Origin of the sequence: Labilibaculum sp. K2S (assembly GCF_030372765.1) — a bacterium.
GTDB lineage: Bacteria > Bacteroidota > Bacteroidia > Bacteroidales > Marinifilaceae > Labilibaculum.
Window position 1 is genome coordinate 36,447 of the sequence record NZ_JAUCMW010000009.1, and the last position, 25,823, is coordinate 62,269.

A 25,823-nucleotide genomic window follows, 5' to 3' on the forward strand; every position below is an offset into this window, starting at 1 on the left:
TGCATGCTTTATTACTTGATACAAGTAATAAGTTGTTTAATTAAAAAAACAATGATTTTCGATCAAAGGCTAAACTACAATCCCATTTTAATTTTTTCTATTAACTCAATATATTCCGACTCGGTAAGAGTTGATTTTTGTGGATTCATTTCAAAAACACCACCAAATCCATATCCATCTTTGTGTTTTGGAACAATATGCATGTGCAAATGCGATAAAGTATCGGCATAAGCACCGTAATTAATTTTTGCAGGTTGAAACGCAGTATCTATAGCCTTTGCAACTTTAGCCACATCATTCATAAATGCATTGCGTTGTTCGTCACTCAACTCATGAAATTCTACACCATGATCCTTGTACACAACATTACAGCGCCCTAAATACGATTGTTCTTTAAACAGAAATAATTGCGACACTTCCAAATCACAAATCTTAATCATTAAATTGTGCAACAATTCATTGTCTTGGCAATACAAACATTCTGAAACAGGAGTTGGCATAATAAGCATATTTTATATAAATAATTGGTTTTTATGTATTTGATATTTATGCTATTTGTAAGGCAACAAATATATAAAAAGCACAAGATTGACTGGTATTGAAATACTATTGTTTTTGACGTTTTTTTTAATTCTTGCCCTTAAATAACTAAAAAAAAATTCTTTAAAATTCTCAATTCTATTATCACAAATATGCCAATTTTAACAATATAGATTGCTTAACAGGCGAACTATGAAACAAAATACTAATCACACACACTATCAAAGAATTACCGCATCAATTTAAATTTAGTCAAATTGGCATTAATAAATTCCTTGACTAAAATCCTGCAACCTTTATTTTATTCATAATGAATCTAAATTAACTCGATTGCAAAACAGACTTAAATTACTGATTTTTTTCAGGAATAGCCCAAACTAACTGTATTCAATAGAGATACAAAAAAAATTGCAATCTCTACTTTACAAAAGTAGGGAACTGCCTCTATTTAAACACACTATAAATTGACTTTTGCCAGAATCGAATGTAACTGAAAGTGTTATTTTTGTTGCGTTGTGTTAAACAGCACCCATTCACTACCAAATTGACTAGATGAATGTTACATGAATGAAACTCATTTGCTTTCGCAGGAGTTTTCACTTAGAAACGACAATTAATAGGGAAAAGTACATGCAGGATCACAAAAAAATTGATCACGAAGGGACTATCCTTGAAATAGAGGATGGTAAGATTACCGTAGGCATTGTTAATATTTCTGCTTGTGCAAGTTGTCATGCAAAAGGTGCTTGCACCATGTCTGACATGAAAGACAAATCAATTGATGTTATTGATTACAGTAACAAATTTAAAGTTGGAGAAAAGGTTATCCTAAGCTATCGGGAATCTTTAGGATGGTTGGCAATGTTCCTTGCCTATGTGTTGCCGTTTGTATTGGTGATACTTGTCCTAATCATTGCCACAGCAATTACCAATAATGAATTAATAAGCGGGATTTCGGCATTAGCCATATTACTTCCCTACTATATAATACTGTCCTTTTATAAAGGTCATTTTAAGAAAACTTTTTCATTTACAATCGAGAAAATCGTAAACATTTAAACTATGAGCATTATAGTAATCACTATTCTGGCTTTGTGTGCTATTGGAGTAACGGCAGCAATTATACTGTTTTTTGTAGCGCAAAAATTCAAAGTGTATGAAGATCCTCGCATCGACGAGGTAGAAGAAGCATTACCAGCCGCAAATTGTGGTGGTTGTGGTTATCCCGGATGTAGAGGTTTTGCCGAAGCATTGGTAAAAGCAGATGACATTTCAAAAATGAACTGCCCTGTAGGCGGAGTTTCTGTTATGTCGCAAGTTGGATCCATTCTTGGTCATGAAATTAGCGCTTCGGAACCTACTGTTGCAGTAGTGCGTTGTAACGGAACCTGTGAAAACCGACCTAAAACCAATCAGTACGATGGCGCACCATCTTGTACAATTGCGGCCTCTCTTTACAGCGGTGAAACTGGTTGTCAGTTTGGTTGTTTAGGACTAGGCGAGTGTGTTGATGCATGTAATTTCGATGCAATGTATATGGACAAGGAAACTGGTCTTCCAGTAATTATTGAAGACAAATGTGTTTCTTGTGGTGCATGTGTAAAAGCTTGCCCTAACAACATTATCGAGCTTCGTAAAAAAGGACCAAAAAGTCGAAGAGTCTTTGTGTCTTGTGTGAATAAAGACAAAGGTGCGATTGCTAAAAAAGCTTGTGACGTTGCCTGTATTGGTTGTGGTAAGTGTGTTAAAGAGTGCCCTTTCGATGCGATTACTTTGGAAAACAACCTTGCATACATTGATTACAACAAATGTAAACTTTGTAGAAAATGCGTAGTAGTTTGCCCAACAAATGCAATTCACGAGTTGAATTTTCCACCTCGAAAAGAAACCCCTGCCGGCAAGTCAACTGCAACAAGTGTAAAACCTGTTGTTGCACCAAAAGCTGAGGTAAAGGCAGAAGAGGCTCCAAAGACTGAGCCAACAGCAAATGACGAAACAACTGAGAACAAATAAATAGGAGGATCATCAGTGTTAAAAACATTCTCATTAGGAGGTATTCATCCTGCCGAAAACAAATTATCGGCAAGCAGCGCAATCCAGGTATTGCCAATACCAGAAACAGTAAGTATTCCAATTTCTCAACATATTGGTGCTCCGGCTACTCCGATCGTTAAAAAAAACGATGAAGTTAAAGTTGGGCAATTGATTGCAAAATCATCAGGATTTGTATCCGCAAATATTCACTCTTCGGTTTCAGGAACCGTTTTTAAAGTGGATGAAATAATGGATGCAAGTGGTTTCCGTAAAACATCTATCATCATTAAAGTTGACGGTGACAAATGGATGGAAACAATTGATCGAAGCGAAGATTTGGTAAAAGAAATCAGCGCAAGCAAAGAAGAAATTATAAAGAAGATAGCCGAAGCTGGAATTGTTGGTTTGGGTGGAGCAACCTTCCCTGCTCATGTAAAATTGTCGGTTCCTCCGGGAAAAACTGCCGAAGTTTTGATCATTAATGCAGTTGAGTGCGAACCTTACCTGACTTCTGACCATAGGGTTATGCTCGAAAAAGGCGATGAAGTATTGGTTGGAACTCAAATTTTAATGAAAGCTTTAGGTGTTGACAGAGCCATTGTTGGAATTGAAAACAATAAACCTGATGCAATAGCACATTTAACAAAACTTGCAGTAAACTACCAAGGAATAGAAATTTGCCCGCTAAAAACTCAATACCCTCAGGGTGGTGAAAAGCAATTAATTTCAGCAATTATTAAACGTGAAATTCCGTCGGGAGCACTACCTATTGAAGTTGGTGCCGTGGTACAAAACGTAGGATCGGCGCTTGCTGTTTACGAAGCTATTCAAAAAAACAAACCCCTTTTCGAGCGTGTAGCAACCATAACTGGTAAATCGTTAAAAAATCCTTCAAACTGGAGATTCAGAATTGGAACTCCTGTAAAAGATTTGATTGATGCAGCAGGTGGTTTACCTGAAGATACAGGCAAAATTATTGGCGGTGGTCCAATGATGGGAAAAGCTTTAACGACTGTTGATGTTCCCTTAACCAAAGGTAGCTCTGGATTATTGCTATTACCTCGCGAAGAAGCTGCACGTAAAGAATCTAAACCATGTATCCGTTGCGGAAAATGTGTTTCGGTTTGTCCAATGGGACTTGAACCATTCTTACTAATGGTTTTGGCTGACAAAAAAGAATACGACCGTTTGGAAAGTGATGCCGTTATGGACTGTATTGAGTGTGGATCTTGTAGTTTTACATGTCCGGCAAACCGTCCTTTATTGGATTACATCCGATTAGGAAAAGGAAAAGTTGGTCAGATTATGAGATCTAGAAAGTAAGTACTTAGAGTGTACACAACAAATTATAAGTACTTCAAATTTCAATAAACCAGTAAATTAATTAATAAATTTAACATATGAACACCAAAGTACTAGTCGCCCCATCTCCACACGTTCATAGTGGAGATTCCATACAAAAGAACATGTATGGAGTGGTATTTGCGATGCTTCCGGCGCTTGTTTTTTCATTCGTTTACTTTGGCATGGGTGCAATCATCGTAACCCTAACCGCCGTAGCATCCTGTTATCTTTTCGAATTTCTAATCTCGAAATACCTGCTTAAAAAAGTTCCTACCATAACTGATGGTTCTGCATTAATCACAGGTATTCTTTTGGCCTTTAACGTTCCAGCAAACCTTCCAATATGGATCATTCTGATTGGAGCCTTGGTTGCCATTGGTATTGGCAAAATGACCTTTGGCGGATTAGGAAACAATGTTTTCAACCCGGCTTTAGTTGGTCGTGTATTTCTGTTAATCTCGTTTCCGGTACAAATGACCAGCTGGCCAAAACCTTTAGGTTTTGACACCGCTTATTTTGATGCGCAAACAGGTGCAACCCCTTTAGCACTTATCAAAGAAGGATTAAAGAAAGGTGAACCATTATCGCAGCTAATGCATGATGTACCAAGCAATATGGATTTGCTTATGGGGAATATGGGTGGATCTATGGGAGAAGTTGCAGGTATTGCTTTACTTCTTGGTTTGGCTTACATGCTATTCAAAAAAATCATTAGCTGGCATATCCCAGTAGCTGTACTTGGAACTGTTGCTGTGTTTTCGGGGATTCTTCACATGTCTAATCCAGAAGCATATGCAGGTCCTTTATTCCATCTTCTTACAGGAGGATTGCTACTTGGTGCTATTTTTATGGCTACCGATTACGTTACCTCTCCCATGTCGAATAAAGGAATGATAATTTACGGTATTGGTATTGGTTTACTTACTGTTATAATTCGCGTATTCGGAGCTTATCCGGAAGGTGTATCTTTTGCAATTCTTATTATGAATGCATTTGTGCCACTGATTAATGTGTATGTTAAACCAAAGCGTTTCGGCGAAAAAAGGAAATAATCATGGCTGAGAAAAAAGAATCGACATTTATAAATATGGTTTTGGTGTTGTTTGTAATAACACTGATAGCCTCTGCTGCATTAGGAGCAGTATACGAAATCACCAAAGAACCTATTGCTGCCGCAAAACTGGCAAAAAAACTCAATGCCATTAAAGAAGTTGTTCCTGACTTTAATAACAATCCCAGCGATGAGATGTACAAAGTTGGATTGAACGAAAAAGATACTCTGGAATTTTATCCAGCTAAAAAAGACGGAATATTAGTTGGTACGGCAGTTAAAACTCTAACTACTAAAGGATTTGGCGGTAACGTTTGGATTATGGTTGGTTTTAAACCTGATGGAACTATTCACAATTATTCTGTATTGGAACACACGGAAACGCCAGGCTTAGGAACAAAAATGGTAAGTTGGTTTAAACCAACAGAACCATCACGTGAAAAATCCAGTGTTGTCAATAAAAACCCTGGCTCTATAAATTTCACGGTAAGCAAAGATGGTGGAGATATTGATGCAATTACTGCAGCAACCATTAGTTCAAGAGCATTTCTGGATGCCATTAAAACTGGTTATGACGAGTACATGAAAAAAAACAACAATAAGGAGGAGGTAAGCAATGAGTAACATTCAAAATTTCACCAAAGGACTTATTAAAGAAAATCCCATTTTTGTATTACTACTTGGAATGTGCCCTACTTTGGGGGTTACTTCCTCGGCAATTAATGGACTGGGAATGGGTCTGGCAACATCATTCGTTTTAATCATGTCAAACATGGTGATTTCAATGGTAAGTTCTCAGATTCCTGAAAAAGTAAAAATACCTTCCTTCATTGTAATCATAGCAGCATTTGTTACGATCATTAGTTTTTTAATGGAGGCATACACTCCTGCCTTACATGCACAATTGGGCGTATTTATTCCCCTTATCGTTGTAAACTGTATTGTATTAGGACGTGCAGAAGCATTTGCTTCTAAAAATAAAATATTGCCTTCAATATTGGACGGAGCAGGAATGGGCTTAGGTTTTTCAATGGCCTTAACACTTTTGGGATCTGTTCGTGAACTATTAGGAAGTGGAAAAGTTTTTGGTATTTCTATATTTAGTGATAATTATGGTATGCTGATTTTTGTATTAGCTCCTGGTGCTTTCATCGCATTAGGATACCTTATTGCTATTATTAACCGCATTAAAAAAGCCTAAAGAGAAATTATCATGAATTATATTATAATTATTATATCTGCCATATTCGTAAACAACGTTGTTTTGGCTCAATTCCTTGGAATTTGTCCTTTCCTTGGAGTATCGAAGAAAGTATCAACAGCAGTAGGTATGTCAAGTGCTGTTACTTTTGTAATGATTTTGGCTACTATTGTAACTTATCTACTTCAAAAATTGGTATTGGATCCATTTGGTATTGGTTTTATGCAAACCATCACTTTTATCCTGATCATTGCAGCTTTGGTACAGTTGGTTGAGATCATTCTCAAAAAAGTTAGTCCTGCATTGTATCAGGCATTAGGAGTATTCCTTCCTTTAATTACAACTAATTGTGCAATTCTGGGTGTTGCTATTCTAACAATTCAAAAAGACTATGATCTGTTAGAAGCAGTTGTTTTCTCAGGATCTACAGCTATTGGTTTCGGTCTTGCTTTAGTGATTTTCGCAGGTCTTCGTGAGCATCTCGACCTTGTTGATTTACCAAAGGGAATAAAAGGCACTCCGGCAGCATTAATTGTAGCAGGATTACTGGCGATGGCTTTTATGGGATTTTCCGGTATTGTGTAGTCAAACAATACATCATTATACTTTAAAGGCAGCTCAAATGAGCTGCCTTTTTATTGCATATTATCGCCTCTACATGGGTCAATATCCACCTTTAATCAAATTTATTGTGTAAATCCGTAATAATAATTAACTTGGTGTCAAATGCGATCAATTTGGATCAAAACTACCACTATGTTACACTCTTAAACCCGTTGAGATTTCATGTTAAATAAAATGAAATTCCGCACCAGAGTAATCGCCGGATTCGGTTTAATATTGCTGTTTACGGTATCATTTGTTATCCTCTCTATTTTTCAGGTAAAAGACCTTCGCAACGAGTCTAAATTTATTTATACTCATACCTATACCGTAAGTAACGCTGTTCGGGACATTAATACACATATCCAAACCATGGAAAGCGCCATGAAGGATATTCTTCTAGCAAAAACACAACAAGAATTCGATCAGGCTATTGATACAATCAATTTATATCACCTAAAAGTAATGACTCAATTCGATACTGTTTTCAATCGCTTTTTAGGCGATAAAAGAGATGTTGGAATTGCCTATCATACCTTTATAGAATGGGAAGAACTTCGAAATCAGATCATCGATTTAAAAGTTAGCGGCAAAGAGGTAAGTGCAAAAAAAATGGTTGATGGAATTGCGGCTGAACACCTCAATAAATTAAAAGAAAAAACGAAAGTAATGACTGATTTTGCCGAAGAACAGGCAAATCGCATCTATAAGGAAGCAACTTTAGCACACACAAAAAAATTATATATATTTATTGGTATAGCCATATTAATTGTTCTTGCAAGTTTATTTATTACCTATATTATTTCGGAGAGTATTTCCAGACCCATTAAAAAATTTATTTACAAAGCGCAGGCAATCTATCAAGGTCAAGGAAAAGGCTCTATCCGTCATATAAGTGAAGAACAGCTTCTGGATCATTCCATGACCGAATTAACTCAAACCTATACCAAACTTCAGAATGAAATAAAAGAACGGGAGCGTGGCGAGGACACCATTCGTGTTCAGTATCAGGAAATTCATGAATATTCAGAAAAATTAAGACTCTTTAATGATAAATTGGAAGAAAGAGTTACTGAACGAACAATGGCTTTAGCCGAAAGTGAAGAAAAATATCGTAATCTAATAAACGGCAGTACCGATATTATTCTGGTAAATGAATATATTGGTGACGGCAGTTCTAAATTAATAGAAGCAAATGACACATCCTGTGTAGTGCTGGGTTATTCAAGAGATGAACTTTTCACTCTATCTCCAGCGGATTACATTGAAGATCTTCCTGATGATTATATCATTAACTCTATAAAAAGATTAACCAGAGAGAAACAATTCACTCATGAGCAAACCTTCGTTTCCAAGTATGGAAAAAAGACTCCAATGGAAACCGTTAGTCAACTTGTGACTCTGCAGGGAAAACATGTCATCTTATCAACATCAAGAGATATTACAGAACGTAAACATGCTCAGCAGGCAATTGTACAGAGCGAGCGAAGGTTGAAAAAAATGATTCATCAATCTCCCCTTCCTATTGTTATTACTGATGAAAAGCAAAATATTGAATACTTTAATGATAAATTTATAGAGCTGTTTGAATACACTTTAGATGACATAAAAACTTCGGATGATTGGTATAAATCGTGTTTCCCTAATCGAAAATATCGTGAAGAAGTTAAAAACATTTGGAAAGAGGCTATTGCCAAAGCAAAAAAAGAGCATACCGACATAGGAAAACAAGAATTTCATATGACAATTAAAAATGGTGAAGTTCGTCATTGTGAATTCTTTATGGTTCCTTTTGATAATTCATCAATGATTATCATTAATGACATTTCGGAAATTATATCTACACAAAAAGAATTGGTGAAGGCCAAGGAAAAAGCAGAAGAAAGTGATCACTTAAAATCTGCCTTTTTGGCCAATATGTCTCATGAAATAAGAACACCAATGAATGGCATTATTGGTTTTGCGGATATGCTTCGCAGATCAGACAAAACCGAAGCTCAGAGTGATACCTATATCAATATTATTTACAAAAGCTCTAATCAGTTACTAAAAATCATTAATGATATTCTTGACATTTCAAAACTAGATTCGGGGCAAACCTTTATTAAAGAAACGAAATGCTTCCTGAATGTTATCTTAGACGAATTGTTTACCCAATTCTCTAAAGAAAATAGTGCGGACGATGGTATTGATTTTAGAATTAACAAGACACTTTCGGATGAAGAAACATTTGTAATAACTGAAGAAAGAAAGTTGCGCCAAGTACTCTACAACTTACTTAATAATGCATTTAAATTTACTTCTTCAGGTTTTATCGAATATGGATACAAATTAATTGATAATAATTTTTTGGAATTCTATGTTCAGGATTCAGGAATTGGAATCCAAAAGGAAAAACAAGAAATTATATTTGAACGTTTTAGACAGGTAGAAGAAACTTTTACCCGTAAATATGGAGGTACAGGACTTGGCTTAGCAATTTCGAAAGGCTTTGTTGAATTAATGGGCGGACAAATAAGAATGGAAACTGAAGAAGATAAAGGCACAACCTTCTACTTTACTATTCCTTATAAACCTGCAGGTACAGAGGAGGAAATCGTAAAAAACACGAATAAAAAAAACTACAAATGGGATGATAAACTAATTCTTGTTGTAGAAGATGATGAAACCAATTTTAAATACATTGAAGCCGCCTTAAGACCAACAAAAGTTAAAATATTACACACAATATCAGGCAATAAAGCCATTGAGTTAAGCCTGAGAAACCCAACTATTAATTTGGTGTTAATGGATTTAAGATTGCCTGACATTAACGGCTTGGAAGCAACTCAGTCTATCAAAAAAATGAGAGACAATCTGCCTATTATTGCTCAAACAGCAAATGCTTTTAGAGAAGATCGAAATAGAAGTATTGAAGCCGGATGTGATGATTTCATAGCAAAACCTTTTGACGAAAAGAAGTTGCTTGCCACAATTAATAAACACCTAAAAAGGGGAAATAAGTTAATTAACCAAACAGGAATATAATTCTGTTGGTATTTTTTTTCCTGTCAGCAATACTGCTCCCAAAAAAGTATACATATCAACCTTCTTGTTCTTCTTTTTCAGCTCTGCCAACAAATCTCCGGAAATCAGCAGTCTTGATTCATAAGAATTACATAGTCCCTGAATCCTTGAAGCTGTGTTTATTGCATCACCATGATAAGCAATTTCAGATTTTAACTCTCCAACTTCTGCTACCATTACTTTACCTGAATGCACTCCAGCCTTAAAAATGGGTATCATTCCATAAGTCTTTTGATAATATCCCTTTTTCTTCTCAAGAATATCCAAAAAATCATAAAATACCTGCAGGCATCTCAGATTTTCTATTCCATCGTTTATTTTCCAGGTCAATACAACCTCATCACCAACGTACTGGTAGATTTGAGCATGATTTACACGAACGGCATCAGAAATGTCTTTAAAACAGTCTTGAATCAGCCTGCTATATTTAAAATGTCCCAATTTTTCGGCATAATAAGTCGAAGATTTTAAATCCATAAACAAAAAGATTCGCTTCTCTTCTTTTGGTTTGTAATATCTTCCCAACAAAAATTTTACGAGTATTCCTTTTCCCAATTTCCGATCAATTTCGTGGAAGATCTCAATTAAACTTCCAACGATAAAAAAGTAAACCAATATGGCGTAAAACATCTGAGAACGATACAGAGACAATAATTGAGGAAAGGTAGCCGGGAAATCATCTATAGAAAAAAAATCTCCCATATGATACATACAATAAATCAGTAAATAAGCACTGCTAACATTTACCAACAGGCTAACAATTATTAGAAGAAAATATGTTGGTATCTTGTTGCGAAGATATCTAGCCAATTTAAAGATTACACCCCAAATTATTCCAGCAATAATACCGGTCCACAGTACATTTTTAATATTTTGTATCTTATAAACAGACAGATGACTTGTTTCATCTACTTGGAAAATCATTAAAAAAAAGAGCGCAAGTATCCAAACAGAGATTATAGTGAGGAAATAAACACCTAGTGATCTGTAGCTTGATTTGAATGAGACTTTATCCATTGCCGTTAAGAAACTGTACCAACTCCTCCACCTCTTTATACGAATTTATCACATAATCCTCATTCATCTTAAGATGAAACAAATGATTCTCTAATATTTTAATATTTTCCCGAGATGTTTTACCCAATTTGGTGATTCCAAACTGATATAATTTGTCTCTGTCCTGATGCCTGCTATCTACTATCATACCTGTATATAAAAAAGGAGTGACCGAATTAAAACTGACGATTAAACATCAGTCCCATCCTACTGATTAATTCGGTCACATCCACCCCACTATTAGATTGCCAATTCTCCAATTGATTTCAAGAAACGAATTTCCTTTAGCTTGTAGTTTATCTTTGAATCAATCAACTCACCATGTGCTCTTTGCCAAAAAGCCTGTGCATCAAGCAATTCTGTTGTATTGGCCAAACCTTCATAAAAACTATTCTGAGTAAGCTCAACGTTTTCATTTGCTTGATCCATTGACACTTTCGCCAATTCAATTTGCTGATATGCTTCCTGTAATTTGAAGTAAGACTGCTGCACTTCAAGACTAATCAGATCTCTGGTGCGATCCATTTCCAACTCCTTTTGTTTACTTCTAAACCGCACAGATGCGACTTTATGCTTGCGTTCCTGCCAATGAAAAACCGGAACAGACAAATTCGCTTGAACAGCCAAAATTTTTGATGACCCAATCAAACTTTCAATTCTACTTATATAAGAGTAAGATGCACCAACTCCTAACTGAGGTAAATAATCAGCCTGAGTGTTTTTGATCTGTTCCTGTGAAATTTCAACCTGTTTACCCAACATCAATAGTTCTGGTCTTTGATTTAATGCTTTTTGCATGTAATCAGCATCAATTGCATTTTGTGTGATTGTAATTGTTGTGTCTGTGGCAATAATATCACCCATCAAATCTCTTCCAATCACCTGACACAAAGACATTTTAGACAATACCATCAAGTTTTGCACCCTAAACAAATCCAATTTTGCCTGATTCAATTGTACCTGAGCCTTTAATAATTCATTTTTAGTGGTTATCTCCAAATCAAATGCATTTTGCAGATCCTGAACCAAAGCTGAAAGCATCTTCACATATTTCTCAGCCAATTTACCCTTCTCATTTATGGAAACAAGATTCCAGTACGCCTGATCAGTTTCCAGCAAAACATCCGATGACTGCAACTTCCTGTTGTAGATGGAAATCTCTCTTCCCATCTTAGTCATTTGATAGGAGCTTCTTATTTTTCCTCCCATATATATTGGCTGGGTAAGCGTTAAATTAGAAGAAAAATAATCGATATCTCCCAACTCTAAATTAAAACCAGGAAAATAAACATCACTGGTACCACTATAAATTCCCTGCTGCGCTTCAGACAAACTGTTCGCTGTAGGTAGAAACGAGCCCGGCAAATTAATATCATCTATGTCATGATAATAATTATACGATCCACTTGCTTTTAAATTTGGTAAAAACTGAGTGAATACATATCGAACATCCGACTCCTTTTCCGCAATCATTTCATCAGCAATTTTAATTTTCTGATTGTATTCCAATGCCAATGTGCGGCTCTCGCTCAATGACAACTGCTCCTGTGCAAATCCATGAAAAGCAATCAGGGAAAAGCTCAAAAGACCAAGTATTTTATTTTTCATATGATAATAATTGTATGTTCTTGCCATATGGAACTTATCCTGCCGGGATAATCATCTCCCTGTGTGTCGCAATCGTTTTGGCATGAACGTTTCATATCTGCTAACACTTATAAATCCATTACGTTTTTGGTTGAAACCCGATAAAAAATTGCATACAAAACAGGTACTACGATCAAAGTTATTAGAGTGCCAATCAATAACCCAAACATAATGGCAACGGCCATTCCACCAAATAGTTCATCGCTGATTAAAGGGATCATACCAAGAATTGTTGTAAAAGATGCCATAATAACCGGACGCATTCTCGAAACTGCAGAATCGATAATGGCCATTAAAATTTCTTTTCCCTCATTTATATCCTGATTTATCTGATCCAGTAAGACCACAGCATTTTTAATCATCATCCCCATAAGTCCGAGTGTACCAATTATTGCCACAAAACCAAAAGGTTTCCCGGTAAATAATAAACCATAACTCACACCAATAAAAGCGAGTGGAAGAATGGATAAAATGATAATTGGTTGTCGGAAATTATTGAACAGCATCATGATAATAATTACTATCAACAAAAATGCCAAAGGCATAAATTTTTTAATACTATCAGTTGCATCTACGCTATCTTTATGCTCTCCTAACCATTCTAAATCGTACCCTTCGGGCAAAGGAATTGCCTCAATCTTTGCATGAAGATTTTTAAATGTATCCGGAGCTTTATATCCTGGTGCCGGATCACATTGAGCCTTAATTGCTCTTCGACGGTCGTAACGTTTAATTATTGGATCTTCAAAATCAATTTTAATATCCGAAACTACCTGACGCAGTGGAATACTATGGGCTACATTTCCCCAAACAGGCGTATTTTCCAAAGCTTCGATGTAGTTGTCTTCCTTCGCTTTTGTTTTCAGAATAATCGGCATCATATCATCACCTTGATAAAAACGCCCTATTGGTAAACCATCAGTTGCACAAGCCAATGCATTCGACACATCGGAACGGGAAATATTAGTTACCCGTGATTGTGCCTGCGAAAAAACAGGATTCCAAACCTTAACAGGATTTTTCCAGTTATTGGTTACTTTAGCTGCTGTAGGTTCTGCCGCCATAATTTTTTCCGCCTGATCGGACAAATCTCTTAAAACCTTAGGATCCGGTCCTGAAAACTTAGCCTCAATCATATATTCTGCAAAAATTGGAGAATAGTATCTTACACGACATCTTGCCGAGGAATAATTTGCATCTAAATACTCCTGAACCTCCTTTCCTAATCTTTTTGTTGTCTCATAATCCTTTGTATCGATTATCAATTCTCCATAATTTGAATTATTATTTATAAAAGGACGAACCAATGTATATCGGGCAGGAGTTGCACCTAAACTAGTTGTTACATTTAGTACATCTTTCTGTTTCAGTAAATATGCCTCAACCTCGCCAAGATCCTTTTCAACATTTTCAATATCAGAACCTACAGGCAAATAATACTCCACAATAAACTGATTATACTCCAAATTTGGCATAAACAGTTGCTTCACATTTTTAAAAGCAAATATTGATGATACAAATACCAATACGGTAAGTGAAATAATTAATGTTTTGTGTCGCAAAGAATATTTAACAAAACCACGGAAATACTGATAGAATTTTCCACTGTATGGATCTGTATTATCCCCTTCTTTCTTACTGTATTTCTTACCTTTCAAGAATAAATCGCAGAAATAAGGTGTTTGGGTTAAGGCCAGCAACCAACTTAAAAACAAAGAAATTGCAATTACCTGAAACAAACTGGCACAAAATTCACCTGTACTGTCCGGCGATAAATAAATTGGCAAAAAGGCAAGTATTGCCACTAAAGTAGCTCCGAGTAATGGCATGGCAGTTTGCTTAGATGTCCTTACCATAGCATCTTTTCGCGGAATCCCTTTTTTGAGATCAACCAAAATACCATCGGCAATAACAATAGCATTATCTACCAACATTCCCATTGCAACAATAATCGCAGCCAAACTCACCCGCTGCAATGCAATGTCAAAACTAAGCATTACAATAAAAGTTCCTAATATGGTAAATATCAAACCACTACCAATCAAAAGACCTGTTCTGAATCCCATAACCAGAAGCAATACAATCACCACAATTAAAACCGATTCAATTAGATTCGCCATGAATTGCTCTATAGCAATACTTACACGATCCGGCTGATAAAAAACGCGGTTGATCTGTATCCCAACAGGAACATTTGTCATTAATTTATCAATCTTATCCTGAACAAGTTCTCCCAATTCAATCACATTTCCACCCTTATCCATGGCTATTGCCAAACCAATAGCCGAAGATTGATTGTACTTCATTTTATTGGTGTATGGTGTATAGGAATCTTTCTTAATATCAGCAATATCTTTTAGAAAAACCGAATTCTTACCACTGCCCGAAATCAATAAATTCTTTAAATCATCAAGCTGATGGAAACTCCCATTCGAAGCAATTCTTACCCTATTACTCCCAACTTTGAAAGTGCCGGGATCAACAATCTTATTTTGAGCATCAAGAATTTGAATCACCTTATAGGGATGAATACCCAAAAAAGCCATTTTTTCTTGAGAAATTTCAATATTAACACAGGATTGCTGTTCTCCAAATAAGTTAATTCGTTTCACTCCAGGCACAAGAAGTAGCTCTCTCTTCATGTATCGGGAATAATCCTTTAATTCCTCATCAGAAAAACCATCTCCGCTTAAAGCAAGAAAAATCCCATAAACATCTCCATAATCGTCAAATACCATTGGATGAGATACTCCTGATGGTAAGTAAACACTTACATCATTCACTTTTCGACGCAGAATATCCCATATTTGAGGGAGATCTTTAGTTCGCACCGATGGAGCAATTTCCACAGTAATCTCTGAGTATCCTGCCATCGATCTGGATTCAATAAAATCGACATTATCCATAGATTGAATGGCTGTCTCCAAAATATCTGTAACGCGCAATTCTACTTCATGAGGAGAAGCCCCAGGATACTTAGTAATTACCAAAGCTGATTTCACACTAATTTCGGCATCTTCAAGCTTTGACATTTTTAGAAAAGAAACAACACCTCCAATTGCAATAGCAATCAGCACAAAAAGCAATACCTTCCGATGATTCAATACAGCCTCTGTAAAATTCATAACTGACCTCCGATATTAGAGTTTGACTTTTGAAGTAATTGCTTTACTTTTTGACCTTCTCGAAGACTATTAATACCAGCAGATACAATCAAATCTCCACTTGAAATACCTTTAATGATGTTAATCATTCCCATGGAATCAAAACCTTTCATCTGCACCTCTTTGCTTTTTACGCAATTCGTGCTCTCATTGTAAACCCACACATACGATTTTCCCTCTTTACTAAACACAGACTCTACCGGTACTTTACAACCTGTAGTAGTTGTCGGTTTTAATTTTGTTGTAACACTTGCCACCATTCCCGGAACAATTTGTTTATTCTGAGTATCGATTTTCAATCTCATTCTAAAAAAATTATCCCCATTTGGCTTTCTTTCAATTTCAATTAATTTCAGATTGAAATCAATATTTGGAAAGTTTTCAAAATTCGCACTGAATTCGGTAAATAATTTATGCTGAAGAAAATCATTTTCACTTAAAGCGGCCGTAACTTCTAAATTTTTCAAATCCAAAAGGGAAACAATAGGCTGACCGGCACCAATTTTTTCGAAATTTTCAACATACATAGCTTGCACGTATCCTGAAAATGGTGCGTAAATTTTTGTGTCTTTTAAAGAATTCTCGGCAGCTTCTTTTTGTGCTTTTGCCAATTTATATACTGCCTGGATTTGATCATACGTACTTTTTGATGTGCTTTTCTTCTCGTACAATGCAGTATATCTTTCTGCTTGTAATTTTGCATTCTCAAAATTTGCATTAGCAGATTCCAATTGCACCAAATAATCACGATCATTTAATACCGCTACAAGCTCTCCTTTTTCAACAAACTGGCCCTCATTCACTTTTAAATCTACAAGTGGTCCTGCAATTTGAAAGGCTAATTTTACTTCTCTGGATTCCTTAACCAAACCTGTAAAAACCTTAACTGAAGTGCCATTGGAGTTATCACTTACTTTATACACCTTAACTGGCTGAATAATCTCCGTTTTGGATTCCTCTTTTTTCTTGCATGCAAAAATCCCTACTGATAAAATTGTAGTAAGAATCACCATTTTAATTAGTTTCATCATTTTAATTTTGTTGCTTTGAACTATTTTAGTTCACCGGGTTCATTTTCTTCAAAAAAAATATTGAAGCATATCTACCTCAACAGTTTTACACACTCTATACTATTTCTAAAAAGACTTTAACCACCTGTATCGCTTATTTTAGGTAGTTAAAAAACTATTTTTTTCATTTTCTACTTTAAAGGAATTCCCATTCCCATAATCATACATCGAAAAGCTGCACGTAATCTATTAATCGTTTCTTCTTCAGAGTAATGCCTTGTAATATAGATATCATTTAAACTTTGTAATGCATCAATACAATACTCAACATTAATATCCTGACGAATTAAGCCCTGTTCCTGCCATTCAGTATATTTACCATAAACAACATTTATTTCATCTTCATATTTTTCATCAACATACTTCTCAATCAAAGGATATTCTTTATAAATCTGCTGTATTAGAACCTTCTGTCCTGCAATGGCATAACTCAAATAGTTATCTAAAAATTCCTGCGTTGCCTTTGCTGGATCATTAATAGATTTATAAGGTTCTAAAATCTTAATAATATTCAAATGAAATATTTCAAATGCAATTTCTCTTACCAAATCTTCTTTTGTGCCAATAATCTTATACAGGGTTGCTTTTGCCAAACCACACTCCCGGGCCAACTCAACCATATTTAATCCTTTCAGTCCATATTTTAGCATCATATCCATTGCTACCTTAGTAACTCTCTCCTGAATCTCCACCTTATCTGATTTTGCCATAAATGAACTCTTTTGGTATTTCGAGTACAAATATATACAAAAATATATTCATACAATACACTTTATAGATTATTAACGATTATTTAAAATTGTAATCTAAACAGAGTTTGTTTATTAGGTATTGATTTAAAAGAAATCGTGCCACCATGAAGTCTCATTAATTGTCTTGAAAGACTTAAACCAATTCCTGAGCCATCTTTTTTTGTGGTGAAAAAAGGAGCAAAAATCTCTTCTTGAAGATCTTTTTCGATTCCACATCCATTATCTTCAATTTCAATAAAGCTCCTATCTTCTTCATTCCTACCAATGCGAAGAATTATCCTTCTATCCTCAATTACTTGAAATGCCTGAATAGAATTTGTCAGTAAATTAATAATAACCTGATCCAATAAGACTGGATCTACATTTAAAACAACTTTTTCTTCCTGGCATATCAGATGAAATTTAATGTCGGAACTTCTAAATTTTTCTGAAAATAAATTAGAAATCTTTACGATTCGTTCCAGAATATCAATTCGCTGAATATTTGGCTTTGGAACTATGGCAATACCTCTAAACCGATGAACAAAATCTAATAAGCCTTTAATTCGTTCATAAATAATCTCCAGTCCGCTAACCGTATCAGATATCATCTCTGCATCAACCTCTTTATTGGAAATCAGCTCATTTGTATCATCATCGCGGTAAAAATCAATTAAAGTAGAAAGAGATGAATTTACCGGGCTAATAGAATTCATAATCTCATGTGTTAGGATTCTAATTAATTTCTGCCATGAGTCCAACTCTTTATCATCCAACTCATTTTTAATGTTTTGAAAAGATACGAGCGTTAAATTTTGGTCGGACATTTTCAATTTAGTTGCTTTCACAGAAAGCTGAATCATTTCATAATTTCGATAAAGAGAAATCAATTTTTGTTCAGATGGCTCTAAATTTAATATCAAACCCGAAATTCCTTCCTGAATCCTATCCAGATGCTGGATATGAAATAAATTAGTCTTATTAAATATTTCCTTTGCTGCTCCATTAAATAAAAACACCTTTCCTTTTTCGTTGAAAGAAACCAATCCAACTCCTACATGCTCCACCAATACTTTGAAATATTGATTTCTGTTTTCATTCTCAATTTTAATATTTTGTATGCTTTTATTAATCAGATCAAATTGAGTGAATAATTGATTATAGCCTAAGTTTGATCTCCTGTTTTGAAATTTAATACTGGTATCATTATTTCGAATTGCTTTAAAAAAGTTTTCTAAATCCTGATTTACAGCATTTAACTTTCGGATAAAGAAATAAATCTGAATACTTAAAATGATTAGTAAATTCACAATTACAAGTACATCTTTATAGTACACCCAAACCAGAGCCAAAAAAACACAGTTGACCAGTAAAGCAAATACCCGAACAATTATTACTATCGTTAGTTTTGGATAAATCATATTTGAAATTTTAAGAAATATTGTATTTCTCAATTTTACGATACAATGTCTGCCGTCCAATATTCAATTCTTTAGCGACATTGCTAATATTTCCACGATTTCTTTTTATTGAATTTGCAATGATCAATCTTTCAGCCTCATCCAAACTTATAGGACTGTATACCAATTCAATACACGAATTTTGTGTTTCCAAAAGAAAATCTTCCGGACTCAATTCTTCCTTATCATTTAAAATAACAGCCCGTTCCATGCAATGCCGGAGTTCACGAATATTTCCCGGCCACAAATAATTTAATAATTTATCTTTCGTTTCAGGTCTTAGCTTCAACTCTGCTTTTCCATATTTATCAGCATAGCGTTTTAAAAAGTGTTCTGCAATTGTAATGATATCATTACCTCGGTTACGAAGAGGTGGCAACTCAATCTGTATGGTATTAATACGATACAACAAATCTTCTCTGAAATTTCCTGCAATTATCATTTCCTGAACATTTTGATTGGTTGCACAAATCAGGCGAATATCAACATGATCTTCCCGGTTTGATCCTAAAGGTGTTACCTTTCTGTTTTGCAGAACAGTCAATAACTTTGCCTGCATGGCTGACGATAAATTTCCTATTTCATCTAAAAACAGACTTCCTCCTGAGGCAGATTGAAAACGTCCTTGTCGATTTTCCTTTGCATCGGTAAAGGCACCTTTTACATGACCAAACAATTCACTCTCAAAAATTGATTCACTTAAGGAGCCTAAATCCACCCCCATAAAAATTTCATTTCTCCGTTTAGACAACAAATGAAGTTCTCTGGCAACCAACTCTTTGCCTGTTCCATTTTCGCCAAGAATAAGAACATTAGCATCTGTATTTGCTACCTTTCTAATTGTTTCAAAAATAGGTTTCATGGCTTCCGAATCACCAATTATTTTCTCGAAACTCTGATTTAAATCTTGTTCCAAAAACTGTTTTTGATTTTCTAAACTTTCAACTTTTTGTCTTGTTTGATGCAATTCCACACCACTCTTAAGTGTTGCAAATAGTTTTTTATTATCCCAAGGTTTCAGAATAAAATCAGCAGCTCCGTCTTTCATTGCATTCACTGCCAGATTAACCTCGGCATATGCTGTAAAAAGTATTACTACCAAAGTTGAATCAATCTTCAATATCTCCTTCAACCAAAACAAACCTTCATTTCCATTGTTAATGCCTGTTGAAAAATTCATATCAAGAAGCACAACATCAAATTTATGACTGGAAAGTAGATTGGGGATTCGATTAGGATTACTGCAAATAATCACCTCGTCGAATTTACGCTTCAAAAATAATTGAAGAGAATCCAAAACACTCTTATTATCATCAACAATTAATACGTTACCTGCTTTTTTCATATTTCAAAAAAGATTTACTCTTTCGTTATTACAGATTTAAAAGTAAATCAAATTGATCAACTAAAAAACCAATTGTTCCATTCTGATACATCTCTTGGATGATTTTGTGACACTTTGAAACCTTAACAACGACCACAAACAATCACAAAAATCTCACTACTAGGCAATTATATATATTGGCATAAATATAGCTTCCAGCATCAATAATTATTAAAAACACAAAGCCATGATAAAAACTGAAAATCTATGTAAAGCATTCAGAACCGAAGAAGTAGAAACTTCGGCACTGACAAATGTAAATCTAGAAATAAAAAAAGGTGAATTTGTTGCAATTATGGGTCCTTCTGGATGTGGAAAATCAACACTATTAAACATTATTGGATTATTGGACAACCCCAGTCAAGGCAATTTCAGATTCATAGAAAATGAAGTATCTCACTACTCAGAAAAACAAAGAACGAAACTGAGAAAAGAAAATATTGGGTTCGTTTTTCAAAGCTTTAATTTAATTGATGAATTGAGTGTCTATGAAAATGTAGAACTTCCATTGATCTATCAAAAAGTACCTATAGCCGAAAGAAAAATAAAAGTAAATGAAGTTTTAAAAAGAGTTCAGATAGAAAACAGGAGCAAGCATTTTCCTCAACAATTATCAGGAGGACAACAACAAAGAGTTGCCATCGCAAGAGCTGTAGTTGCGAATCCTAATTTAATTTTAGCTGATGAACCCACAGGAAATCTTGATTCTGCTAACGGCAATGAAGTTATGAACTTACTTTCGCAGCTTAATGATGAAGGAACAACCATTGTGATGGTTACGCATTCGAGCTCCGATGCAGAAAGGGCAAGCAGAATAATTCAATTATTTGACGGACAAATTGTAAGTGAAAACAACAAATCCAAAATAACAACGCCTGCCAATGCCGTTTCCTTTTTATAATTTAGACAATTCAAAATATTAAAACCCATATCATGTTTTTCAACAACCTTAAAATTGCCTATCGAAATTTAATCAGAAACAAAGGGTATAGTTTCATTAATATATCAGGCCTGGCTATTGGTATGGCCTGTACAATATTACTCCTGCTGTGGGTAAACCATGAATTGAACTTTAACAACTTTCATAAAGACGTTGACAGAATATATCAGGTAGCCAACTACCAAACCTGGAATGGCACAAAAAATGCAATGCCAAATTTACCTACTCCATTAATAGATGCAATCAAAGAAAAATATCCTGAAATAGAATATGCTACTCATTATAATGCTTGGGGAGAAAATTTATTAGTAGAATATAAAGGTAAAAAGCAGTACGAAAATATCAAAAGCGCTGACCCGGATTTCTTTAAAATATTTAATTTCCCATTGATTTACGGAAATATGGAAACCTGTTTGAATGATATCAATTCGCTAATAATATCAGAAAAAGCAGCAAAACGTATATTTGGGGAGAAAAATCCAATCGGTAAAATCGTAAATGTTGACAATAGACAACCACTGGTAGTTACAGCAGTAACTGAAAATATTCCAAGTAATTCCAGCATAAAGTTTGATTTTCTGATTCCTTTTGAAATGATGAGAAAACAAAACCCTTATTCTGAAAATTGGAGTTCACACAACTACTTTGGTTATGCTAAAATTGCTAAAGGAACTGACATTACCTCTCTTAATGAAAAGTTAGACCAATTTTATATTGATCATGTTGATAAGGAAAGTGAAAAATATGCATTCTTATTCCCAATCACCAAAGTGCATTTGTATAATCTGGATGGCAATCCAACCAAAATAACACAGGTGAAAATGTTCTTCATGATTGCCATTTTTATCCTCATCATTGCTTGTTTCAACTTTATGAATCTTTCAACAGCTCGAGCTGCAAAAAGAGCGAAAGAAATTGGTTTAAAAAAAGCAATTGGGGCTACCTATACTCAATTAATCAAACAGTTTATGGGTGAATCCTTACTTATCACAATTGTAGCTGCAAATTTTGCAATTATATTGTCGCATTTATTCTTACCACAATTCAATTTATTAATGAGCAGGCAATTGGTTATAGACTATTCATCGCTTGAATTTTGGTTAATTATTTTTGCAGTAACTATTTTCACAGGATTAGTCGCAGGTGCCTACCCGGCCTTTTACTTGTCTTCCTTCAATCCCATTATGGTATTAAAAGGAACCTTCTCAGGTGGCAAGGGCAGTAATCGATTCAGAAGAACATTAGTGGTTATCCAGTTCATATTAGCCTCCACACTACTAATCTCTACCTTAACTATCGTGCTTCAAACCAGATATCTTGCCAATATGGATGTTGGTTTAAATAAAGACAATGTTATTTCGGTGAATGTGAATCAACAAATGAGGGACAAAATAGAAACCATAAAAAGCGAGTTACAAAGCCGTTATCTTATTGAAAATGTGTCCTATAGTTCACACATTCCATACACGGTTTTTTCCAATGGCTGGGGCGAAAATTGGGAAGGAAAAGATCCGAACTTTCACCCTTTAATCACTTATCCGTACGTTGATGTTGATTTTTTCGATGTTTTTAAAATCAAATTTATCAAAGGAAGACCTTTCAATGTTGACAATCCAGCAGCAGATTCAAGCTGTGTAATCATTAACGAAAAATTGGCAAAAATGATTTCTAAAGAATCTGTTTTAGATAAAATGATTCATTCCGGCAACGAAGATTTAAGAATTATTGGCGTTGTAAAAGATTATAATTGTACGCCAAACACTAGGAAATTGCAACCGTTCATGCTTCGTTTGTGTCACGATCCAAATTACTTATTTATAAGATATGCTGAAGGAAATTCGATGAAAGCAGTGCATGAAATCGAAAGAATCTGTTCAAAATATAATCCGGATTTTCCATTGATATATCAGTTTATGGATGATCATTACAGTAATATGTATGAAAATCAAAAAGCTACAGTTAGCACTTTACTTTATGCCTCTATTTTTGCAATTATTGTATCCTGTTTAGGATTATTTGGCTTGGCTTCATTTAATGCTGAAGAACGCACTAAAGAAATTGGAGTGCGAAAAGTATTAGGAGCTTCAATGCGACAATTGATTATGATATTCAGCAAAGATTTTAGTAAATGGATTGTAATCGCCTCGTTAATTTCATGGCCAATCACCTATTTTGCAATGGAACAATGGTTTGGCAACTACCCATTCAGAATTGATTTTCCATTCTGGTTATTTCTTGCAGTGTTCATACTGTTATTAATGATAGCTATTATTACAGTTGCTTATCAAAGCTGGAAGTCAGCCACCCAAAACCCTATTAAAAGTTTAAAATACGAATAACAGCACAGTAAACATTTTAGTGTTTTAGCAATTATTATTTAAAAGAACAGGCCTCTTCCAATCGAACCTTTTCAGACTGAATTGATTCGGGAAGAGGTATTTCCATTTGAATACAAGTGCCTTTACTTTCCTCCGAATTCAATATTATTTTTCCATTCAACTGATCTAGAAATTCCTTCACCAAATACAATCCAATCCCCAAACCACCATATTTTCTTGAATCAGAGTTATCAATTTGCCAAAAGGCATCAAAAACAGAATTCAGATGTTCTTTTGAAATCCCAATACCAGTATCTTTCACAAAAAGAACCAATGACTTATTCTTATTAATTGCAAAACCAAAAACAACTGTTCCCTCTTCCGTGAATTTTATTGCATTATCTAAAATATTTTCAAGTATTTTTTCCACTTTGGTTTTATCCGTAAAAACTTCAACCTGATTTAGATCATAATTATATTCAACTTTAAGCAAGATAGATTCCTTTTTAAATTTATATTTCTCCAAAAGATCATTAAAAAGAGATACAATGGAAAAATATGAAAATTGACAACTTCTCCCTCCTTCTTTTAATGCAATAAAATCTAATAGTAATCGATATTTATTATGTATCTCCTGACCAGATTTATAAATATACCCAGAATACTTTTTCACATCTTTTTCTGTATAGCTATATTCCTGAAGCAATGTAGAAAATCCTAGTACTGAATTAAGAGGTGTGAACATTTCATGACTTAGAATAGAAAGAAGATTATCATTCGATATTTCACGTGACTTTTGATTTCCAAAAAAATCATTTATATCTATTTTTAAATCAAAAAAATCCTCTTCATTCCTAAAAACTCTTAAATAAAAGTAGAATGTACTTTTATAGAAACAAATAAATTGAAAAGAAGTATTCGCCTGCCTTTTAAAAGCGTTTTTTGCATTAATGAATTTCTCATCCTCCTCATTTCCAAGAATGTAATCAATACCGTGTTCATTAATTACATTTATTGCCCGATTCACGCATGTTTCTTCAAATACTTCAACAGAAAAAGCATCCAATATTATGAATAGCATCTCCCGCTCTTTATTATCAACACAAAATAGCAAAGCTTTCTTTTTATTTTCTCTCATTATTATATCAAGATTTTATTATTGGCAATATTCCTCTTCCCAATGCCACAGTAAAAATGCCTCTTACACTTAAACTTCCAAACTTTGAAATCACTTATTATACTAATCCCACCTTTAAAAAAAATATATATCCACAACCTTTTACTCACAATATTCATCGATATGATAAAATGACAAATAAAATTATGATCGAAATTAAACCTTTGTTTATCAATCACTCTACTCCATCGATAGAAAATACTTTCTGACAAAGCAAGATTAACATACAATAAATGACCATTCATCAACAAATTCAAATCCTCCATTGAAATTCATCATCTCAATTCTATATATTTGCTAGCTATTATCCACATACCACATAATTATTAAAATTCAATTAATCTCTGATAATAGACCGGAAATTCCAGGCAAAACATTAGCAACTCAGTATTTTATTTATATGTTAATAATTTTCATGATTTAAGCTGATTATCCAGTTCCCTCCCTTATGGTAATAATTAAAACACATATACAACAAACATGAATTGTAAAGAGAATTGCAAGAAATACCAACAAGCTATAGAAGATCAACAAGAATATAAAATCACGATAGAAGGAACTCCCTTTCAATATACCTCGTCGAACACATTGCAAATTTTAAACAGAACAAGTATCAGTACTGAAGAACACATACAAATTCAAAAACGAGGTGAAACTTTAACTATAAACAGTAGTACTATTGCTTATATGTATATTGAATGCAAAATAGTTACGTTGATCAATTTTTCAGGAAATAATTTTGTGTTAACGCATTCTCTCAATCATTACGAGGAATTACTTAACGATAACTTCTTTAGAATCAATAGACAATGTATTGTCAACAAAAACAATATCAAAAAAATTACCTCTTCGAATGGTAAAATTTCGGTGAGATTAAAAATACCTAAAGACAAAATAGTTTCTATTACAAACAGTAAGGAGAGGGAGTTTTATAAATGGATTAAAAAAACACCTAATTTCAATGAAATTACAGAAGGAATTGAATAGCTCTTATTGCTTATTCAGGAGTAAACTTTCTTATGAAAAATACCTTTCCA

At 34.3% G+C, this 25,823-nt stretch carries 21 protein-coding genes; 11 read left to right on the top strand and 10 right to left on the bottom strand.

Annotated features, from left to right (window positions below):
- Positions 1-74: 74 nt before the first annotated feature.
- The gene (locus QUH73_RS11770) at positions 75-500 is read right to left on the bottom strand and encodes an HIT family protein (protein ID WP_289530635.1); all 426 of its coding nucleotides are present in this window, start codon (positions 498-500) and stop codon (positions 75-77) included.
- Between the two features lie 670 nt (positions 501-1,170).
- On the opposite strand from QUH73_RS11770, the gene QUH73_RS11775 reads away from it, so the two are divergent.
- The 8 genes from QUH73_RS11775 (at position 1,171) to QUH73_RS11810 (ending at position 9,800) form a co-directional block, all read left to right on the top strand.
- On the top strand, positions 1,171-1,599 hold the full coding sequence (locus QUH73_RS11775; RefSeq protein WP_289530636.1) for a SoxR reducing system RseC family protein: 429 nt from the start codon (positions 1,171-1,173) through the stop codon (positions 1,597-1,599).
- A gap of 3 nt (positions 1,600-1,602) precedes the next feature.
- Positions 1,603-2,553 (top strand): Fe-S cluster domain-containing protein, encoded by a 951-nt coding sequence (locus tag QUH73_RS11780; protein ID WP_289530637.1) that lies wholly within the window; start codon positions 1,603-1,605, stop codon positions 2,551-2,553.
- Positions 2,554-2,568: 15 nt separating this feature from the next.
- Positions 2,569-3,897: an electron transport complex subunit RsxC gene (rsxC, locus tag QUH73_RS11785; RefSeq protein WP_289530638.1), complete on the top strand. Its 1,329-nt coding sequence runs from the start codon at positions 2,569-2,571 to the stop codon at positions 3,895-3,897.
- A 77-nt stretch (positions 3,898-3,974) separates the two neighbouring features.
- Complete coding sequence (locus QUH73_RS11790; protein WP_289530639.1) at positions 3,975-4,970, top strand: RnfABCDGE type electron transport complex subunit D; 996 nt, start codon at positions 3,975-3,977, stop codon at positions 4,968-4,970.
- A 2-nt stretch (positions 4,971-4,972) separates the two neighbouring features.
- The gene (locus QUH73_RS11795; protein WP_289530640.1) at positions 4,973-5,593 is read left to right on the top strand and encodes an RnfABCDGE type electron transport complex subunit G; all 621 of its coding nucleotides are present in this window, start codon (positions 4,973-4,975) and stop codon (positions 5,591-5,593) included.
- The gene (locus tag QUH73_RS11800) at positions 5,586-6,170 is read left to right on the top strand and encodes an RnfABCDGE type electron transport complex subunit E (RefSeq protein WP_101310132.1); all 585 of its coding nucleotides are present in this window, start codon (positions 5,586-5,588) and stop codon (positions 6,168-6,170) included. The genes QUH73_RS11795 and QUH73_RS11800 overlap by 8 nt, the downstream gene beginning before the upstream one ends.
- A gap of 12 nt (positions 6,171-6,182) precedes the next feature.
- Entirely contained in the window at positions 6,183-6,755 is a 573-nt protein-coding gene (gene rsxA / locus QUH73_RS11805) for an electron transport complex subunit RsxA (protein ID WP_101310131.1), read from the top strand.
- A 201-nt stretch (positions 6,756-6,956) separates the two neighbouring features.
- Positions 6,957-9,800 carry an ATP-binding protein gene (locus QUH73_RS11810; protein WP_289530641.1) on the top strand — a complete coding sequence of 948 codons (2,844 nt, stop codon included), beginning with the start codon at positions 6,957-6,959 and terminating at the stop codon, positions 9,798-9,800.
- Here the strand turns inward: QUH73_RS11810 and QUH73_RS11815 are convergent.
- The 8 genes from QUH73_RS11815 to QUH73_RS11850 form a co-directional block, all read right to left on the bottom strand.
- The gene (locus QUH73_RS11815; protein WP_289530642.1) at positions 9,777-10,541 is read right to left on the bottom strand and encodes an adenylate/guanylate cyclase domain-containing protein; all 765 of its coding nucleotides are present in this window, start codon (positions 10,539-10,541) and stop codon (positions 9,777-9,779) included. The two genes, QUH73_RS11810 and QUH73_RS11815, sit on opposite strands and share 24 nt — an antisense overlap.
- Positions 10,542-10,848: 307 nt before the next feature.
- Entirely contained in the window at positions 10,849-11,043 is a 195-nt protein-coding gene (locus tag QUH73_RS11820; RefSeq protein ID WP_289530643.1) for a hypothetical protein, read from the bottom strand.
- A 92-nt stretch (positions 11,044-11,135) separates the two neighbouring features.
- Complete coding sequence (locus QUH73_RS11825; protein ID WP_289530644.1) at positions 11,136-12,503, bottom strand: TolC family protein; 1,368 nt, start codon at positions 12,501-12,503, stop codon at positions 11,136-11,138.
- 107 nt (positions 12,504-12,610) lie between these two features.
- Positions 12,611-15,667 carry an efflux RND transporter permease subunit gene (locus QUH73_RS11830; RefSeq protein ID WP_289530645.1) on the bottom strand — a complete coding sequence of 1,019 codons (3,057 nt, stop codon included), beginning with the start codon at positions 15,665-15,667 and terminating at the stop codon, positions 12,611-12,613.
- Positions 15,664-16,734 carry an efflux RND transporter periplasmic adaptor subunit gene (locus QUH73_RS11835; RefSeq protein WP_289530646.1) on the bottom strand — a complete coding sequence of 357 codons (1,071 nt, stop codon included), beginning with the start codon at positions 16,732-16,734 and terminating at the stop codon, positions 15,664-15,666. Before QUH73_RS11835 ends, QUH73_RS11830 begins: the two co-directional genes overlap by 4 nt.
- Before the next feature lie 173 nt (positions 16,735-16,907).
- Positions 16,908-17,486: a TetR/AcrR family transcriptional regulator gene (locus QUH73_RS11840; RefSeq protein WP_289530647.1), complete on the bottom strand. Its 579-nt coding sequence runs from the start codon at positions 17,484-17,486 to the stop codon at positions 16,908-16,910.
- Positions 17,487-17,569: 83 nt separating this feature from the next.
- Positions 17,570-18,928, bottom strand: coding sequence for a sensor histidine kinase (locus QUH73_RS11845; protein ID WP_289530648.1), 1,359 nt, complete (start codon positions 18,926-18,928; stop codon positions 17,570-17,572).
- A gap of 10 nt (positions 18,929-18,938) precedes the next feature.
- Positions 18,939-20,312, bottom strand: a complete 1,374-nt coding sequence (locus QUH73_RS11850) for a sigma-54-dependent transcriptional regulator (RefSeq protein ID WP_289530649.1) — start codon at positions 20,310-20,312, stop codon at positions 18,939-18,941.
- A gap of 226 nt (positions 20,313-20,538) precedes the next feature.
- On the opposite strand from QUH73_RS11850, the gene QUH73_RS11855 reads away from it, so the two are divergent.
- Together QUH73_RS11855 and QUH73_RS11860 are read left to right on the top strand one after the other, a co-directional pair.
- Positions 20,539-21,252, top strand: coding sequence for an ABC transporter ATP-binding protein (locus tag QUH73_RS11855; protein WP_289530650.1), 714 nt, complete (start codon positions 20,539-20,541; stop codon positions 21,250-21,252).
- 32 nt (positions 21,253-21,284) lie between these two features.
- A complete protein-coding gene (locus QUH73_RS11860; RefSeq protein WP_289530651.1) occupies positions 21,285-23,630 on the top strand; it encodes an ABC transporter permease in 2,346 nt (781 codons plus the stop codon).
- 34 nt (positions 23,631-23,664) lie between these two features.
- On the opposite strand, the gene QUH73_RS11865 is transcribed toward QUH73_RS11860, so the two are convergent.
- Positions 23,665-24,747, bottom strand: a complete 1,083-nt coding sequence (locus QUH73_RS11865; RefSeq protein WP_289530652.1) for a sensor histidine kinase — start codon at positions 24,745-24,747, stop codon at positions 23,665-23,667.
- A gap of 519 nt (positions 24,748-25,266) precedes the next feature.
- Between QUH73_RS11865 and QUH73_RS11870 the strand changes: the two genes are divergently transcribed.
- A complete protein-coding gene (locus QUH73_RS11870; protein WP_289530653.1) occupies positions 25,267-25,773 on the top strand; it encodes a LytTR family DNA-binding domain-containing protein in 507 nt (168 codons plus the stop codon).
- Positions 25,774-25,823 lie beyond the last annotated feature (50 nt).

What these genes read in the sequence shown, in the direction of transcription:
- QUH73_RS11770 (WP_289530635.1), bottom strand. Translation starts at nt 500, where the DNA reads ATGCCAACTCCTGTTTCAGAATGTTTGTATTGCCAAGACAATGAATTG.
- QUH73_RS11775 (WP_289530636.1), top strand. Translation starts at nt 1,171, where the DNA reads ATGCAGGATCACAAAAAAATTGATCACGAAGGGACTATCCTTGAAATA.
- QUH73_RS11780 (WP_289530637.1), top strand. Translation starts at nt 1,603, where the DNA reads ATGAGCATTATAGTAATCACTATTCTGGCTTTGTGTGCTATTGGAGTA.
- QUH73_RS11790 (WP_289530639.1), top strand. Translation starts at nt 3,975, where the DNA reads ATGAACACCAAAGTACTAGTCGCCCCATCTCCACACGTTCATAGTGGA.
- QUH73_RS11795 (WP_289530640.1), top strand. Translation starts at nt 4,973, where the DNA reads ATGGCTGAGAAAAAAGAATCGACATTTATAAATATGGTTTTGGTGTTG.
- QUH73_RS11800 (WP_101310132.1), top strand. Translation starts at nt 5,586, where the DNA reads ATGAGTAACATTCAAAATTTCACCAAAGGACTTATTAAAGAAAATCCC.
- rsxA (WP_101310131.1), top strand. Translation starts at nt 6,183, where the DNA reads ATGAATTATATTATAATTATTATATCTGCCATATTCGTAAACAACGTT.
- QUH73_RS11810 (WP_289530641.1), top strand. Translation starts at nt 6,957, where the DNA reads ATGTTAAATAAAATGAAATTCCGCACCAGAGTAATCGCCGGATTCGGT.
- QUH73_RS11815 (WP_289530642.1), bottom strand. Translation starts at nt 10,541, where the DNA reads ATGGGAGATTTTTTTTCTATAGATGATTTCCCGGCTACCTTTCCTCAA.
- QUH73_RS11820 (WP_289530643.1), bottom strand. Translation starts at nt 11,043, where the DNA reads ATGATAGTAGATAGCAGGCATCAGGACAGAGACAAATTATATCAGTTT.
- QUH73_RS11825 (WP_289530644.1), bottom strand. Translation starts at nt 12,503, where the DNA reads ATGAAAAATAAAATACTTGGTCTTTTGAGCTTTTCCCTGATTGCTTTT.
- QUH73_RS11830 (WP_289530645.1), bottom strand. Translation starts at nt 15,667, where the DNA reads ATGAATTTTACAGAGGCTGTATTGAATCATCGGAAGGTATTGCTTTTT.
- QUH73_RS11835 (WP_289530646.1), bottom strand. Translation starts at nt 16,734, where the DNA reads ATGAAACTAATTAAAATGGTGATTCTTACTACAATTTTATCAGTAGGG.
- QUH73_RS11840 (WP_289530647.1), bottom strand. Translation starts at nt 17,486, where the DNA reads ATGGCAAAATCAGATAAGGTGGAGATTCAGGAGAGAGTTACTAAGGTA.
- QUH73_RS11845 (WP_289530648.1), bottom strand. Translation starts at nt 18,928, where the DNA reads ATGATTTATCCAAAACTAACGATAGTAATAATTGTTCGGGTATTTGCT.
- QUH73_RS11850 (WP_289530649.1), bottom strand. Translation starts at nt 20,312, where the DNA reads ATGAAAAAAGCAGGTAACGTATTAATTGTTGATGATAATAAGAGTGTT.
- QUH73_RS11855 (WP_289530650.1), top strand. Translation starts at nt 20,539, where the DNA reads ATGATAAAAACTGAAAATCTATGTAAAGCATTCAGAACCGAAGAAGTA.
- QUH73_RS11860 (WP_289530651.1), top strand. Translation starts at nt 21,285, where the DNA reads ATGTTTTTCAACAACCTTAAAATTGCCTATCGAAATTTAATCAGAAAC.
- QUH73_RS11865 (WP_289530652.1), bottom strand. Translation starts at nt 24,747, where the DNA reads ATGAGAGAAAATAAAAAGAAAGCTTTGCTATTTTGTGTTGATAATAAA.
- QUH73_RS11870 (WP_289530653.1), top strand. Translation starts at nt 25,267, where the DNA reads ATGAATTGTAAAGAGAATTGCAAGAAATACCAACAAGCTATAGAAGAT.